Origin of the sequence: Rhizobium sp. AP16 (assembly GCF_000281735.1) — a bacterium.
Classification (GTDB): domain Bacteria; phylum Pseudomonadota; class Alphaproteobacteria; order Rhizobiales; family Rhizobiaceae; genus Rhizobium; species Rhizobium rhizogenes.
Map to the genome: position 1 here is coordinate 1 of NZ_AJVM01000074.1, position 14,724 is coordinate 14,724.

The following is a 14,724-nucleotide window of genomic DNA, read 5'->3' on the forward strand; positions in this document are numbered from 1 at the left end:
GGGCTTGCGCCGCCCCTGCCACAGGCCTTAGGTTCCACGAAACAATAAGCCAGGAACCATGAGCGTCGATTTCAGAAAACTGCGAAGCTTCGTCAAGATCGTCGATACGGGTAGCGTTTCGCGCGCCGCCAGCATTCTGCGCACCGCACAGCCGGCTTTATCGCAGCAGATCGCGGCGCTTGAGGCGCATTTCAAGCACAAGCTCCTGATCCGCAGCAATGTCGGTATCGCGCCGACCGAAGCCGGGCTTATTCTCTATCGCCATGCGCAACTGCTGTTGAAGCAGATCGAGCAGGCGCAAACCGACATCAATCAATCCACGCAATCTCTTGCCGGACGCGTGTCCATCGGCCTGGCGACGTATTCGACGTCGAGTGCGCTATCGCTGCCGATCATCAAGGAAATGAAGGCGCAGCATCCGAAGATCGTCGTTCATATCAACGACAGCTTCGGCCATATCCTCAGCGAATTGATCATGACCGGCAAGATGGACATGGCGCTGATCTACTCGGCCAATCCGATCAAGGGCGTGACGCTGCAGCCGCTCTTTCGGGAAGAAATGTTCCTCGTTTCTCCGCCGGGTTCAACGCTTCCCGGCGCTGCGGGTGAGCCCTTGCCATTGTCAGCCCTGAACCAGATCCCCCTGCTTCTACCCAGCAAGGGCCACCTTCTCCGCCGGCTTATCGACGAGGCGCTGGCGAGAGCCCGAGCCGAGCCGGACGTGGTTTCGGAAATTGAATCGGTTCCCGCGCTCAGTGCCGCCGTTCTCGACGGGCTGGGGTCGACAATCCTGCCCGCCTCGGTGGTCACCGAGACATCCGGCTTTGCGGGTGCTGAGGTTCGCGCGCTTGTTCGGCCGGTGATCGAGGCGACCGTATCGCTTTGCATTTCCGACCATCTCCCACTTTCCGAACCTGCGCTTGCCGCACGGTCCGTGCTTTTGGAAATTGTCGGCAAACTGATGGCCGGTCACCATCCAGGCATTCGCGCAGTATAGAGGTTTTGCCATAAGCAAACCCTATGGCGGCAGACTGTAGTTGTGTTGGCCAACACAAGTCCCCGTCCCCTAACCTCTAAGCAGATAATGGGTTCGCAAGGTTGGACCCAGGCACAACGGCGCTTCGGCGCCGCACAGTCGCTTTGAGGGAAACATGGCAAAACTGGCTTTCGACACCGGCGGTACTTTTACCGATTTCGCTCTTCTGGATGACACCGGCGAACTGCATCTTCACAAGGTCCTCAGCACGCCGCAGAACCCGGCGGAGGCCGTCGTGCAAGGCGTCTCGGAACTGCTGGAGCAGTTCTCCGGATCGATCGCCATCGAGAACTTGCAGGTGCTGGGCGCGACGACGGTCGTGACCAATGCCGTCCTCGAACGCAAGGGCGTCGAGACGGGCTTCATCACCACCGATGGCTTCCGGGATATGTTGCGTATCCGCAATGAGGGCCGTTACGATCTCTATGATCTGAACATCAAGTATCCCGATCCGCTGGTCACCCGCGCGAATAGTTTCGGCGCGGAAGAGCGTATCGCCGCCGATGGCTCGGTCATGACGGAACTCAAGGAAGAAACCGTCCGCGAGATTGCCGGACGGTTGAAGGAAAAGGGGATCCGCTCCGTCGCAGTCTGCCTGCTTCATGCCTATAAATATCCGCAGCATGAGCAGCGCGTCGCAGCCCTTCTGCGCGAGGAAGACCCTGATATCTTCGTCTCGCTTTCCTCGGAAGTTTGTCCCGAAATGCGCGAATTCGATCGCGCGTCGACGACGGTCGTGAATGCCTATACCCGGCCGCAAATGGCGGGCCATGTCGCGCATCTTCAGCGCGAGTTTGCGAAGAAGGGCATCGATCGCCAGGTTCTCTGGATGACGTCGTCCGGCGGTCTGGTTCCAAGCAGTCGCGCGGCCGAGCTTCCAGTTCGGTTGATCGAGTCCGGCCCGGCAGCCGGAGCCGTGGCCGCCGCCGAATTCGGACGCATTGCAGGCGAGGGCAGTGTCCTCTCCTTCGACATGGGCGGCACCACCGCGAAGCTCTGCCTCATTCCAAATGGCGAGCCGACGGTCGGTACCGATCTCGAGGTTGCGCACTACCAGCGCTTCCGCAAGGGCTCCGGCTTTCCCCTGAAGATCCAGTCGATCCAGATGATCGAAATCGGCGCCGGCGGCGGTTCGATCGCCGCCAAGAACCCGCTCGGCCTGCTCGATGTCGGCCCGCGTTCCGCCGGCGCCCTTCCGGGACCTGCCGCCTATCAGCGCGGCGGCACCGAACCGACGGTTACCGACGCCGACATTCTGCTCGGCTATATGGGCACGGAGTCCTTCGTTGGCGGTTCCTTCAAGGTATCAAAGGATGCCGCGCGGGGAGCCATGACCAAGCTGGCGAATGCGCTGGATGTCAGCGTCGATCGCTGCGCCTGGGGTATCCATGATCTTGTCAACGAATCCATGAGCAAGGCGGCCGCGATGCACGCCACGGACCTCGGCGTCGATCCGAGATCCCTGCCGATGGTCGCCTTCGGTGGTGCCGGCCCCGTCCATGCCTATGGCATCGCCCGCAAGCTTGGCATCAAGCGCGTCATCTGCCCGACCGGCGCTGGTGTGACATCTGCGATCGGTCTCCTGATCGCTCCCGTTGCCGTCGATTTGTCCGTAAGCCATCCGATGGCGGTGGATGCATGGGATCTGGACGGCATGAACAAGCTGCTCGATGACTTGGCAGCGCAGGGAGCGGAGGTTGTTTCCGCCGTGGGCATTGCCAAGGAGACGATCACCAACCGTTATACTGTCGACATGCGCCATGTCGGTCAGGGCCACGAGATCACGGTCGCATTGCCCGACCGCAGCCTGCCGCAAGAGGAATTCCTCAAGCAGCTTCTCGACAATTTCTTCAAGCTTTATCGGGAGCTCTTCGGACGTACGGTCGCGGCCTCCGTCGAAGTCATCACTTGGCGTCTTCGTGCCAGTGGTGAGAAGGATCAGGTCACCCGTCCGCATGAGACTGAGGTTGCCGATGCGAGGAAGGGAAGCCGTCAGGTCTACTTTCAAGAGTTGGGGACATATACCGAGACCTCGGTCTACGACCATTACAAGCTCCCTGTCGGTCAGGAGTTGAAGGGCCCGGCGATCGTCGAGCAGCGTGAATCAACCGCGGTCGTCGGCCCAAGTGGCGTCTTCCATGTGGATGCCCACGGCAACCTCGTGATCAATATTCTCTAAGGAGGCCCAGATGTCGAAGCCCGCTACCGATTTCAACGACCCGATCAATCTTCAAGTCATGTGGAATCGCCTGATCTTCATCGCGGACCAGGCCGACAACGTCCTCGGCAAGACCGCGTTCTCGCCGATCGTGCGCGAGAACCATGACTACGTGACCGTCCTTCTCGACAGCAAGGGTCGTGCACTTGCGCAATGCACCTGGTCGATCCCGGTCTTCATCACCTCGCTTCCGGCCGCCGCGCAAAAATACTTCCTGCCGAAATTCCCGGCGGAGGCTCTGGAAGAGGACGATGTGCTGGCCACCAACGATCCGGAGATCGGCACCGGCCACCTTCCCGACGTGACGATGCTGACGCCGATCTTCAAGAATGGCAAGGTCGTCGCCTATGCCGGCTCGATTGCGCATCTTCCCGATATTGGCGGCGCACCGCTACATTCCGAGGCGAGCGACATCTTCGAGGAGGGCATCCGCTTCCCGATCGTGAAGCTGCTGAAAGCGGGGGTCCCCAATCAGGATGTCTTCGATATCATCGCCGCCTCCGTTCGTCTGCCGACGGAGGTGAAGGGCGACCTTGAATCGATGATCGCAGCCAACAACGTCATGGGTCGCGAGCTTCTGAAGTTTCTCGATGAATATGGTCTCGATGACGTCGACGGTCTTGCCGAGGCGATTCATTCCCGCTCAGAAGCCCAGACCCGCAAGGCGATCGGCGAATGGCCGAACGGCACCTATAGCGCCGAAGTTCTTCTCGACGGCTACGATGTCGATGTGAAGCTGAAGGCCTCTGTCATCGTCAGGGACGATTCCATCCATGTCGACTATGCCGGCACATCCGATCAGGTTCTGCATTCGATCAACTGCCGGACGAACTACCGCTATGCCCATTCGGTTTATGCGCTGAAGTGCCTGCTCGACCCCGAGACGCCGAACAACGAAGGTTGCATCGTCCCGATCACCGACGAAGCGCCGCTTGGCAGCATCCTGAACCCCCAGCAGTGGACCGCGGGCAATTCGCGCAACCTGATTGGTCACGTCATTCCCTCGCTGATCTTCAAGGCGCTGGAGGGCGTCGTTCCGGACAAGGTCATGGGCGATAGCGGCGGCGCACCGATCTGGGCGGCCAATTGCGTCGGTCAGCGCAACGACGGTTCGCAATATGGTTCCGTGCAGAACTTCCATGGCGGCCAGGGTGCGCGTGCCGAGCTCGACGGCCTGGACACGCTGAGTTTCCCGTCCAACTGCAAGGTAACCGCAATCGAGATGTTCGAAATTGCCGTGCCCGTGCTGACGGAGCGCAAGGAGTTGATCGCCGACTCCGGCGGTGCCGGAAAGTATCGCGGTGGCCTCGGGCAGCGGGTGGTCCTTCGCAATCTCGGCAAGACCCCGATGAATATCTATCTTGCTTCCGAGCGCGTCCGGCATCCCTGCTTCGGCGTTGTCGAAGGGCAGAACGGCACCGCCGGCAAAGTATCGAAGGACGGCAAGCCGCAGTTCCCAAAGGGGAAGGTCGTTCTGAAGACCGGCGAGCGCCTTGAGGTCGAAACGCCGGGTGGCGGTGGCTGGGGCCGCGCCAGGGAACGGTCCGTTGAGATCATCGAGCAGGACCTTGCCGAGGGCTTAATCACGCCAAAGGCAGCAAAGGCCGTTTATGGCTATAAGGCTACGTCTGCCGCCGCAGCTGAATAGGAGAAAGTCATGGGTCTGCTTGACGGAAAAATCGCACTGATCACCGGGGCAGGGACAGGTATCGGCCAGGAGGCCGCCATCCTTCTCGCCAAAGAAGGTGCCCGTGTCGTCCTCACCGGCCGACGCCTGACGCCACTGCGCGAAGTCGCCGCCAGGATCGAAAAAAAGGGCGGCAGTGCGTTTACCCGCGCGCTCGACATCGAATCCCGCGAGGAGATTTTCGCGGCGGTGAAATGGATCCGCGACGGCATCGGACCGGTGGACATTCTGGTGAACAATGCAGGCAGCGCCAGCAAGGTCCTGAACGCACGCTTCCTCGGCGAGGATGAATGGAACTCAACGGTCAATGTGAACCTGACCGCAGTCTTCAATCTGACGCAGGCGGTCCTGCCCGACATGATCGCCAAGGGAGAAGGCACCGTCATCACGGTCTCGTCGCTGGCGGCACTCAATCCGAACCTGCTCGGTGGTGCAGCCTATGGCGCGGCGAAGGCGGGCGTGAAGAACTTCATGACCTTTGTTCACAACACCTACCGCAATCAGGGCATCCGCGCGACGACCATTCTTCCAGGCGAGACCAATACGCCGATCATGGACAACCGGGCACGACCGCCGCTGGAGACTGAGCGTGCCATCATGCTCGATCCGCACGACGTTGCGAGAGCGATCCTGCTCTGCGCCAGCCTGCAGAAGGGAGCGATGATACCAGAGCTCCATATCTGCCCGACATTCATGCGCGACACCTCGGCCGACATCGAGACCGCGCGCTGGGTGGGAGCGCCGGCAGACACGCCTGATCTGCCCAAGAAAGAGAAATAGGAGGAACATCATGAACGGTGCCAAATTGCGCGCCCGGCTTCAAGCCGGCGAAACCATCACCATGTTCACCCCGCACCACTCTTCGTCGGGCCTTTCAGCCCGCTTGGTCGAGCTCGGCGCGGACTCCATCTTCGTCGATTGCGAGCACGGCACCTGGAGCTTCGAGGATGTCCGTGCGACATCGCAGATCGTCCGTTCGGTCGGCGGCGCTGCAATCGTTCGCCCTCATTCGCATGAGCGGCCGGTTCTCATCCGCTATCTGAACGCCGGCGCCGATGGGCTCATGGTGCCGATGGTGGACACGGCCGAGCAGGCCCGCGCCGTCGTCGACGCCGTCCGATACGCTTTGCCGTCCGACTATGAAAAGCGTCTGGTCGTCAGCATGATCGAGACCCTCGAGGCGATCGACAACCTTGACGAAATGCTCGCTGTGGAGGGCATCGACGTCTTCTTCATCGGACCCGGCGATCTCTCGCAGAATATGGGCTTTCCGCCAGCCCCGCCCTTCGGTGAGCCACGTCCGACGGAAGTCATCGAAAAAGTGGCCTACGCGGTCGGGAAGATACGGGCTGCCGGCAAGATCGCGGGGACCCTTGCGACTGCCGAGGAGCTGCTGCACTGGCTCGATAAGGGCGTCCAGTTCTTTTATATCCACTCGGACCCGTTCCTACGCCGTGGTCTGGCTGGTATCAAGCAGACGCTGGCTCGATAATCGGAGCAGGGGTCATGCTCGCTACGATCTGGGTTAGAAGCCTGTCGAAGCGAGCATTTGATGGCAATTTTTCGTTGATCGAGGAGATGAAATCCGCATTTCTACTACACGGTTAGATTTCAACAGCTTTTATGAACTGTGTATTAATGATTGCGATATAGATGCTAATCCATGGAAGCGATGTCACGTCGGCATGATCTGGATTTTCTCAGGGTCGCAGCATTCATGCTGCTGATCGTCTATCATGTCAGCTTGATGTACAACTCCAGGGGTTTTCTGCTGAAGTCGCAAGATAGCTCTGCCATGTTCGATGTTATCTATCTGTGGACACATCCTTGGCGCATGTCGCTGTTGTTTCTGATCTCAGGCGTTGTAACGGGGATTTTGCTGACCCGGCAGGCTCCTGAAGCGTTGAGGAGTGCGCGAACGAGGCAGTTGCTGGCCCCATTGCTGGTCGGCGTTTTGCTTTTGATCCCGCCCCAGATGTATGTTTGCCTGAATGCCCGTTTGGGCGTGGATATCAGTCTTCTGGACGTCTTCCGGTATTATTTCACCCTGACGCCTGTTCCGCTGCCGGATGGAGGCGTGGTCAATCTCCTGGGAATGCAGCACCTGTGGTATCTCGCCTATCTCTGGGCGTATACGGCTATCCTGACGCTTGCCCTGTCGGTCTGGCCGGGGCTGTTGCGGCGAGCAGGGGACTGGTTAATGCCCTGGCTGGCGGGCAAGTCGATCTTGATACTGCCTGCCATATTATTCATTCTACTGAGGCTCGCTTTGCGGCCAGTTTTCCCCCCAACGCTCGATATCCTGACAGATTGGTATAGCCACGCGGTCTATCTGGCGTCGTTCCTGTTGGGCGCGGTGATAGCCACGCGCAGCGATTGCTGGGATACGATTGTCCGCATGCGAAAATCTGCCCTGATCCTGGCGTTGGCATGTGCGTTGTCTCTCTCGATACTCTTTCCTACCTTGCCTGGTGGAGAGCCGGAAATCTGGCGACGGCTTGTGGGGAGGGTGCTCGGCGGTACCTTCCAGTGGTGCGCGATCGTCGCGATTCTCGGGTATGCGAAAATGTGGCTGAATTCGGAGAATACCGTTATTCGCTATTTGAACAGGGCCATTCTCACCTATTACGTGCTTCACCAGACGGTCATGCTGCTTATTGCCTATGGGTTGCATCAGCTCGGGCTGATGTCGGCCTCGACTTTCATTCCGATTGTGGTTGCGACGCTTGCGATATGTGCGCTGGCGTATGAGCTGAAGCGGCGCCTGGAAGTCTCCCGGCGTCTCTGGAGCGGCGCTCGCGTTGCTTAATTCGGTGTCTCCGTCTCCGGGCAACAGTCAGTTTTGCGGCGATCATCCATCGGTCTTGAAATCGAGGTCGAGTTCGCAGGCGGGCAAGCCTCTCAGCCCCCAATTCACCGGGTCAATCTCAACGAGAATGGTTTCGATGTCTCCGGCCGGAATGCCGAATGCTGAAAGCTCGTTGACCATCGCCGCATACAACCGTCGCTTGGCGTCGAGCGGGCGACCGGAAAACAGCTTGATTTCGATGACCAAGTAGGCCGGTCCATTGCCGGGAGGCACGATGATTGCGTCTGCATCATACTCGATAAGGCTGGTGCAACAGTCGTCACTCGGGACTTCCAGCCCCGCCAGAAGCGCCCGCTGCACCGCCTCGAGAATGTCGGGGCGACGATCGCCAATCCAACCGCGCCGCGTTTCTATTCTGACAGCGGGCATGATTTCCCTTTCAAGCCGAGATGGGCCTTCACGTTTTGGCCGGCCCGAAAGCTTTGCGGCAAATCGCGCTCAATGCGCCGGCGTCCGGCAATCGAGGATGCCCCGTAAGTGAGGCAGGACCTGATCCCTCTCCGCGTCGATAAAGAAATGGTCGCCGTCGAACCATTCCACCGTGCATGACGCGCTCGTCTGGTTTTTCCATGTGGCGACCTGATCCAGGCGTATGTGCGTGTCCGTTCTTCCGGCAAGCACGTCGATCGGTATCGCCAACGGCTCGTCGGGCACATAGCGATAGGTTTCCACCATTTCGAAGTCCGCTCTCGTGGTCGGCAGGCAAAGTTCCATCAACTCGCGCTGACCGAGGAGATCGGCGGGAATGCCGTTGAACGCGGTCAGCGCGTCGAGCAGCGCATCGTCGCCGAGCGCGCTCAGGCGTCGTCGCGGATCGCGCGTGTCCGGTGCGTCCGCGCCCGATACGATCAGCGCGGTCGGTTCTGACAGCTGCTGGCGCCGGAGCGACCGAGCGACCTCGAATGCCATCAGCGCACCGAGACTGTGACCGAAGAATGCAAAGCGGATGCTGGCGGACGCCGCGGCGATCACTGGCGTGACGGCCGCGACGGCATCGTCGAGCGACCGGTAGGGCGCCTCGTGAAAACGGCTGCCGCGACCGGGCAGCCGTATGCCCGATATTTCGATGTCAGGCGCCAATGCGGCTTGCCAGCCGAGATAGGACGCTGCATCGCCTCCTGCATGGCTGAAGCAGTAAAGGCGAAGCCGAGGGGACGAACATTGCCCGTTAACGAACCAGCGGGACGAACTCATGATATTTCCTTTCGAACACGAACGTGCGGCCCTTCAAACCGGCGCGGCGAGCTTCGATGGCTCGCCGCGCGCCAATCGTCATGCCGCAGATCGAACTGCGCTGTGGGCGGTCGGTCGCTGCGCGCGATAGCCATCGAGAATCTGCCGCATGACGGAACGGGGATACTTACCGCGCGAAATAATACCACCGGTTTGCCCGTTGGCGACCGCGTAGCGTTCGTCGCGCATCAGGATCCGGTGGGCTTTCTGCAGGTTCCAGTAGGGTATGCCGGGGAGCAGGTGATGCGTGAGGTGCAGATTGTCACCATGCATACCGATGAACGCCCGTTCCCACCAGGCGGGAAAGCGATTGCGCGTTACCAGGAGTTCGTCGTCTTCCTTGCCCAACAGGCCGAAATGCTCGGACACCTCGGAAAGCCAGCCAATGATCTGAAATGTCGTCAAATAGGGAACTAGCCAGAACAGGACATATCCGCTTGGACCCGCCGCCGCGAAGAAAATGGCGAAAATGATGGCATGAACGGAGAGCAGCTTGAGTGCGCCGATGGGTGAGCCGAGCAGTGCCGCCAGACGATGGCGAACAAGGTAATTCAGATAGCTGATGACCTTGAGCAGGAATACGGTTTTGAGAAGGTGCTTGAAGACGAATTCAAACCGGTCCTCCGCGCGCTGCAGGCCGGATTCTATGTAGTAGATGTAGTCCGGATCCTTGTGCGGGTCGCCAAGATAATGGTGATGCATCTTGACGTGTGAATGATGGTATGAATCGAAGTCCTGAAACACCGGCAGGCCGGTCAAGTATTGGCCGATGAAGCGGCTGAGCCGGCGATTGCGCGCGAGCGTCATGTGGGCCGCCTCATGCAACAGGGAAGCAAACGCACGCTGCCGTGAGCCGATGAGCAGAATAGTCAGCGGATAGGCGTAAGGGGAAAGCTTGAAAAGGCCGACCGCGACGGCGATGACCAGGATATCGGCCGTCCATCCGAGCAGCCAATGCCAGTCGTTATTCGCGTAAAGAAGTTTTAGATCGGCCTTTATCGCACTGCTGAACCTGAATTTATTCAGTGTTTCCTTCGCTTCTTTCTCCATGGCAAGCTCCTTGCTTACACTTCGCGTTAAAGTGGCTCGCAAGCTAACAAATCGGTTTTTCTTCATCGTCCGGGAAGTTTCCTGCGGGATTTTTCCCGGATTGTGCGAGTAGCCGCTCCGATGTCTTCCTTCCACGGCCAATCATTGCGCTTCGCTGCGAGCCTGTGCTCGCGCCGAATACCAATTCCGCAATCTCGTCAGCCCGATGAATAAGGAGTGCTTCATGAGCTATCTTGTCGATGAAAGCGCCGATGCTTTCGACCAACTGAGCAACGCAGCCGGACGCACGTACCCGACAGGTACCGAGGCGCGGTTGTCGATGTCGCAGGAGCAGGCGTGGTTTCTGGAAATGCTTGTCCCGGACAGCATCGCCTATAATTTCCAGGCCGTGCTGAACCTGCATGGCGAACTCGACATCGGCGCGCTCGAGCGTGCCCTCGGGCGGCTCGTGGAGCGGCATCAAAGTCTGTCAACGGTGTTTGTCGACCACGGCGGCGAGCCGCAGCAGCGGATCGAGGATGCGTGGCAGGTGACGCTCCCGGTCGTCGACCTGTCGAAAACGGCGGACTCGATGCGCGATGCCTATGCCGCGTCCCTGATCCGGATGGAGACCGCACAGAAGATTGACGTTGGAACGCTGCCGCTGATGCGCTGGGTGCTGTTCAAACATGGGGATCATGACCATTCGCTGCTGCACATCGAGCACCACCTCATTCACGACGGCTGGTCATTCCGCCTGTTCCTGGGCGAGCTGAGTCACTTCTACAACGAGGAACGCGGCCGTCCCGAACTTGCGGCGCTGGAGCCCGCGATCCAGTTCATCGACTACTGCAACTGGGAGCGCGCATGGCTCGATTCGTCTGCCGGACGCGTCGGCCGCGAGTTCTGGCGGCGTCGTCTTACCGACTGGTCTGCGCACGGCCATTCGCCGTTTCCGCAAGCGCAGGCGCGTGTCACTGGGCTCGATTTCGTCGGGAGCTCGGTGTCCGTTCCATTCCCCGCCGAACTTGCCAGCCGGTTGAAGCACTATGCATCGGTAAACAAGGCGACGCTGTTCGAAACGATGTTCTCGCTGTTTGCCTCCGTCGTCGGAACGCGGTCCGGCAACACGCGGCAGATCGTCGGCACGGCGGTCGCGAATCGCGACATTCATGGCATTCAGAACACGATCGGAATGCTGGTGAACATGTTGCCGCTGCGCGTCGAGCTGCAAGGTGACACGCGCTGGCCGACGCTGCTCGAGCGTGTGAAGGATGAGATCCGCACGGCATGCGCCTATTCGCATGTGCCGTTCTCGAGCATGGTGGCCGACCTCAAGCCCGCGCGTGTGGCGAACCTGCTGCCCTATATCCAGGTCGGGTTCAGCTTCCATAATTCGATGACCCGTCAGCTTGAATTCGACGGGCTCGACGTCGATATCGTCGAAGGCCTCAGCAACGGATCGGCGAAGTTCGACCTCAACGTGATCGTCGTTTTCGACGACGAAGCGCGGCCGGAAGCGGGTGGTCGGTTCCTGCTCGAATACTCGACGTCGTCGACGAACGAGACGGGTGTCGTCTCGCTGATGGACGAGTTTTTTGCGTTCGCCAATGCGTGGCTCGCCAATCCTGAGACGCATCTTAAGGATGTCGTGCATGCAAGCTCGGCCGCAGAGGCGACCAATGAGCGTGCTTCTGCCGAGGACGACGATGGTGCGTTCTGGGCGGCGCAAATCGAGACCGACGCCGGCGAACTGATTCCCGACCAACTCGGCGCACTCGTCGGCACCGAGCTTCGCTTCGACCGGTTTGATGTCGCGCTTGCCCGTGAACCGCTTGAGCGTCTGCGCCAGGCGTGCGAGACCGTCGGTATCACACCCGCCGTAGCACTATTCGCCCTGCACGCAACGTCGCTCGCGCGCTTTTCAGGCAATCTCGATGTGCTGGCCGGTCTTGTCGCCGACAACGACGTCCAGGCACTAAAGACGCTCCTGCCGGTTGCTGTGCATGTAGATCCAACGGCCTCGTTTGCAGCTACGTTCCGTACGACGGAGGAGCTGTGCCGGCGCGCATGCGATCACTATGCTCGCTCGCCGGACGTGTTGTCCGCCGTAATCGATGCGTGGCAGCAAAGCTCGGGGCGGTCGGCCGCGTCGCTGCTGCAATCGGCGTTCGGCGTCGCAGACGACGTGGAGGGCATATCCGCTAGCGGTCGCGCCCGCATCGAGATGATCGTACAGACTGAGGGTGACGACCCGGTGCTGAGTGTCCGCTACGCATCGAATCTGTTCTCGGAACATGCCGTGAAACTGCTGGTGGAAGACTTCTCGAGGATGCTCGATGCCGCCGCAGCGTCGTTGGACACGACGCTCCAACAGGCGGGTGCCGCGCTCGACGACAACCACCTCCGCGCGATCAGCGAAGGCGTGCGTCCGCTGTGCCGGCAGTCGACGCTGCATGAAATTTTCGAGAGTTGGGTGGTGATACAGCCCGATTCCGTCGCCGTGCGCAGCGGCGTGTGCGTCTGGACCTATGCGGAGCTCGACGCGAGAGCGAACGAAATCGCGGAGCGGCTACTGAGCAACGGCGTGCAGCCCGGCGAAGCCGTTGCGGTGTGCATGCCACGCTCACCATGGCTTATTGCGGCGCTGCTTGGCATCCTGAAGGCTGGCGGCTGCTACCTGTCCATCGACGCCACGCTGCCCGCCTCGCGCCGCGACTGGCAGCTGCGCGAGGCAGACGTCGCGCATGTGCTCGTCGATGCCTCAGCGCCGGCATTCGCCGATCACATCGCCGTGCATCGCATTGACGGCACATTGGTTGAATCCTTGGCCGGCGTCCGGCCCGCGAGCCGACCGCGCGTCGATACCGACGCGCGGTGCTACTACATGTTCACATCAGGCTCCACCGGCGAGCCAAAGGCCACTGCGAGTGATCATCGCGCGGTCATCAACCTGGTGACCAACACCGACTACCTGAAGATCGGTCAGGATGACCGGTTGCTAGTGTTCGCGCCGCTTGCGTTCGACGCATCCACATTCGAGATTTGGGGTGCACTGCTGAATGGCGCGCAACTCGTCGTCCAGCCCGGCGCACTCGCGAGCCTCGAGGAACTGGGCGATACGCTTGCCACGCAGCAGGTAAGCATCCTGTGGCTGACATCGGCGCTGTTCCAGGGGATGGTGGAGCAGCATCCGGAGGTGCTGGCGGGTGCGCGGCGCGTGCTGACCGGCGGCGACGTGGTGTCCGCCGATGCCATGCGTGCGTTCTTCGCGTCTGGCGGCCGCCAGCTGACTATTGCCTACGGACCGACCGAGGGGACAGTGTTCACCACCGCCTACACGCTCGACGCGGCGGAGGAGGTGAGCGGCCGTGCCCTCATCGGCCGCCCGATCGCGCATCGCGATCTCTACGTGGTCGATGTATTCGGCAATCTGGCGTCAGAAGGCGTGCCGGGCGAACTTTACGTCGGTGGCGGCGTGACCGGCGAATACTTGAAACGCCCTGAACTGAGCAAGGAGCGCTTTGTGCGGCTGCCATGGCTGTCCGAGCACACGCTGTTCCGTTCCGGCGATGTTGGACGTTGGACGACTGACGGTCAGGTCGAGTTCCTCGGGCGCCGCGACAGCCAGATCAAGATCCGTGGTTTCCGCATCGAGACGGGCGAGATCGAACAGGCAATCCGAGGGCTCGAAGGTGTCGCGCACTGCGCGGTGATCGTGCGTGCACAGGGCGTGGACAAGCAGCTCGTCGCCTTCGTTGCCCCGGTGCGCGGCGTAACCCTTTCGGGGTCGGCGATCCGCGACGCATTGCGGCAGGCATTGCCCGATTACATGGTACCCCTGAACGTCTACTCGATCGAGCGGCTTCCGACGACGCCAAGCGGCAAGCTGAACAAGCGCGCACTGCTCGAGCTCGCTGCGCAGCCGAACCCCGTTTTCGTCGACGAGCCGGATACTGAAGCCGTTTCTCTCGAGAGACTGATCACGCCGATCTGGGCGGATGTCCTGAAGCTCGACAAGGTCGAGCGACATCAGGATTTCTTCGCGATCGGCGGACATTCGCTTGCCGGCATGCGGATCATGTCACGATTGAGCAAGACGCTAGGCCGTCGCCTGCCGCTCGACATGCTGTTCCGCTATCCGACAGTCGCATCATTCGCCGAGGCTATAAAAAGCGGTGGAGAGGTATCGCGGCAATCGTTGCCTGACCATACTTCGCCGGTGCGCGGCCACTCGATCGAACCGAGCCCGACGACATCCAGCGACAACCCGAACAAGCGCGCGCTGTCCGAACCCACACCGCAGCTGGCCGCCATTTCCGCCGATGTGCCGGACATCGCGGCCGGTTCCCTGGAGGGGCTGATCGCACCGGTCTGGGCGGACGTCCTCAAGCTCGACAAGGTCGAGCGGCATCAGGACTTCTTCGCGATCGGCGGACACTCGCTTGCCGGCATGCGGATCATGTCGCGACTGAGTAAGACGCTGGGCCGTCGTTTGCCGCTCGATATGTTGTTCCGCTACCCGACGGTCGCGTCGTTCGCCGAAGCTATCACAGATGGCCACGACGTCGCGCATCTCTGAGCGCTGCCCCGCCGCGCGGACCGGTCCTGCAGCGACCGGTCCGCGCCGGCCTCCCTCCTGTCCCGAATTA

Annotated in this window: 10 protein-coding genes; 7 read left to right on the forward strand and 3 right to left on the reverse strand. The window is 60.6% G+C overall.

The features are described 5' to 3' along the window. Positions 1-58: 58 nt before the first annotated feature. The 6 genes from nac (at position 59) to PMI03_RS25155 (ending at position 7,750) form a co-directional block, all read left to right on the forward strand. The gene (gene nac, locus PMI03_RS25130) at positions 59-997 is read left to right on the forward strand and encodes a nitrogen assimilation transcriptional regulator NAC (RefSeq protein ID WP_007700231.1); all 939 of its coding nucleotides are present in this window, start codon (positions 59-61) and stop codon (positions 995-997) included. Between the two features lie 154 nt (positions 998-1,151). Beyond that, complete coding sequence (locus tag PMI03_RS25135; RefSeq protein WP_007700233.1) at positions 1,152-3,215, forward strand: hydantoinase/oxoprolinase family protein; 2,064 nt, start codon at positions 1,152-1,154, stop codon at positions 3,213-3,215. 10 nt (positions 3,216-3,225) lie between these two features. Further along, the gene (locus tag PMI03_RS25140) at positions 3,226-4,902 is read left to right on the forward strand and encodes a hydantoinase B/oxoprolinase family protein (RefSeq protein ID WP_007700235.1); all 1,677 of its coding nucleotides are present in this window, start codon (positions 3,226-3,228) and stop codon (positions 4,900-4,902) included. A 9-nt stretch (positions 4,903-4,911) separates the two neighbouring features. Further along, positions 4,912-5,721: an SDR family oxidoreductase gene (locus PMI03_RS25145; RefSeq protein ID WP_007700239.1), complete on the forward strand. Its 810-nt coding sequence runs from the start codon at positions 4,912-4,914 to the stop codon at positions 5,719-5,721. A 10-nt stretch (positions 5,722-5,731) separates the two neighbouring features. Further along, positions 5,732-6,433: an HpcH/HpaI aldolase/citrate lyase family protein gene (locus PMI03_RS25150; RefSeq protein WP_007700242.1), complete on the forward strand. Its 702-nt coding sequence runs from the start codon at positions 5,732-5,734 to the stop codon at positions 6,431-6,433. 171 nt (positions 6,434-6,604) lie between these two features. Then, the gene (locus PMI03_RS25155) at positions 6,605-7,750 is read left to right on the forward strand and encodes an acyltransferase family protein (RefSeq protein ID WP_309574481.1); all 1,146 of its coding nucleotides are present in this window, start codon (positions 6,605-6,607) and stop codon (positions 7,748-7,750) included. A gap of 42 nt (positions 7,751-7,792) precedes the next feature. Here the strand turns inward: PMI03_RS25155 and PMI03_RS25160 are convergent, their stop codons facing one another. From PMI03_RS25160 to gntB, 3 genes are all read right to left on the reverse strand, one after another. Next, positions 7,793-8,179 (reverse strand): tautomerase family protein, encoded by a 387-nt coding sequence (locus PMI03_RS25160; protein ID WP_007700248.1) that lies wholly within the window; start codon positions 8,177-8,179, stop codon positions 7,793-7,795. A gap of 69 nt (positions 8,180-8,248) precedes the next feature. Further along, positions 8,249-9,004, reverse strand: coding sequence for a thioesterase II family protein (locus PMI03_RS25165; protein WP_007700251.1), 756 nt, complete (start codon positions 9,002-9,004; stop codon positions 8,249-8,251). A 78-nt stretch (positions 9,005-9,082) separates the two neighbouring features. After that, positions 9,083-10,093, reverse strand: a complete 1,011-nt coding sequence (gene gntB, locus PMI03_RS25170) for a guanitoxin biosynthesis L-arginine gamma (S) hydroxylase (protein WP_007700257.1) — start codon at positions 10,091-10,093, stop codon at positions 9,083-9,085. 223 nt (positions 10,094-10,316) lie between these two features. On the opposite strand from gntB, the gene PMI03_RS25175 reads away from it, so the two are divergent. After that, positions 10,317-14,654, forward strand: a complete 4,338-nt coding sequence (locus tag PMI03_RS25175) for a non-ribosomal peptide synthetase (protein WP_007700260.1) — start codon at positions 10,317-10,319, stop codon at positions 14,652-14,654. Positions 14,655-14,724: the final 70 nt, after the last annotated feature.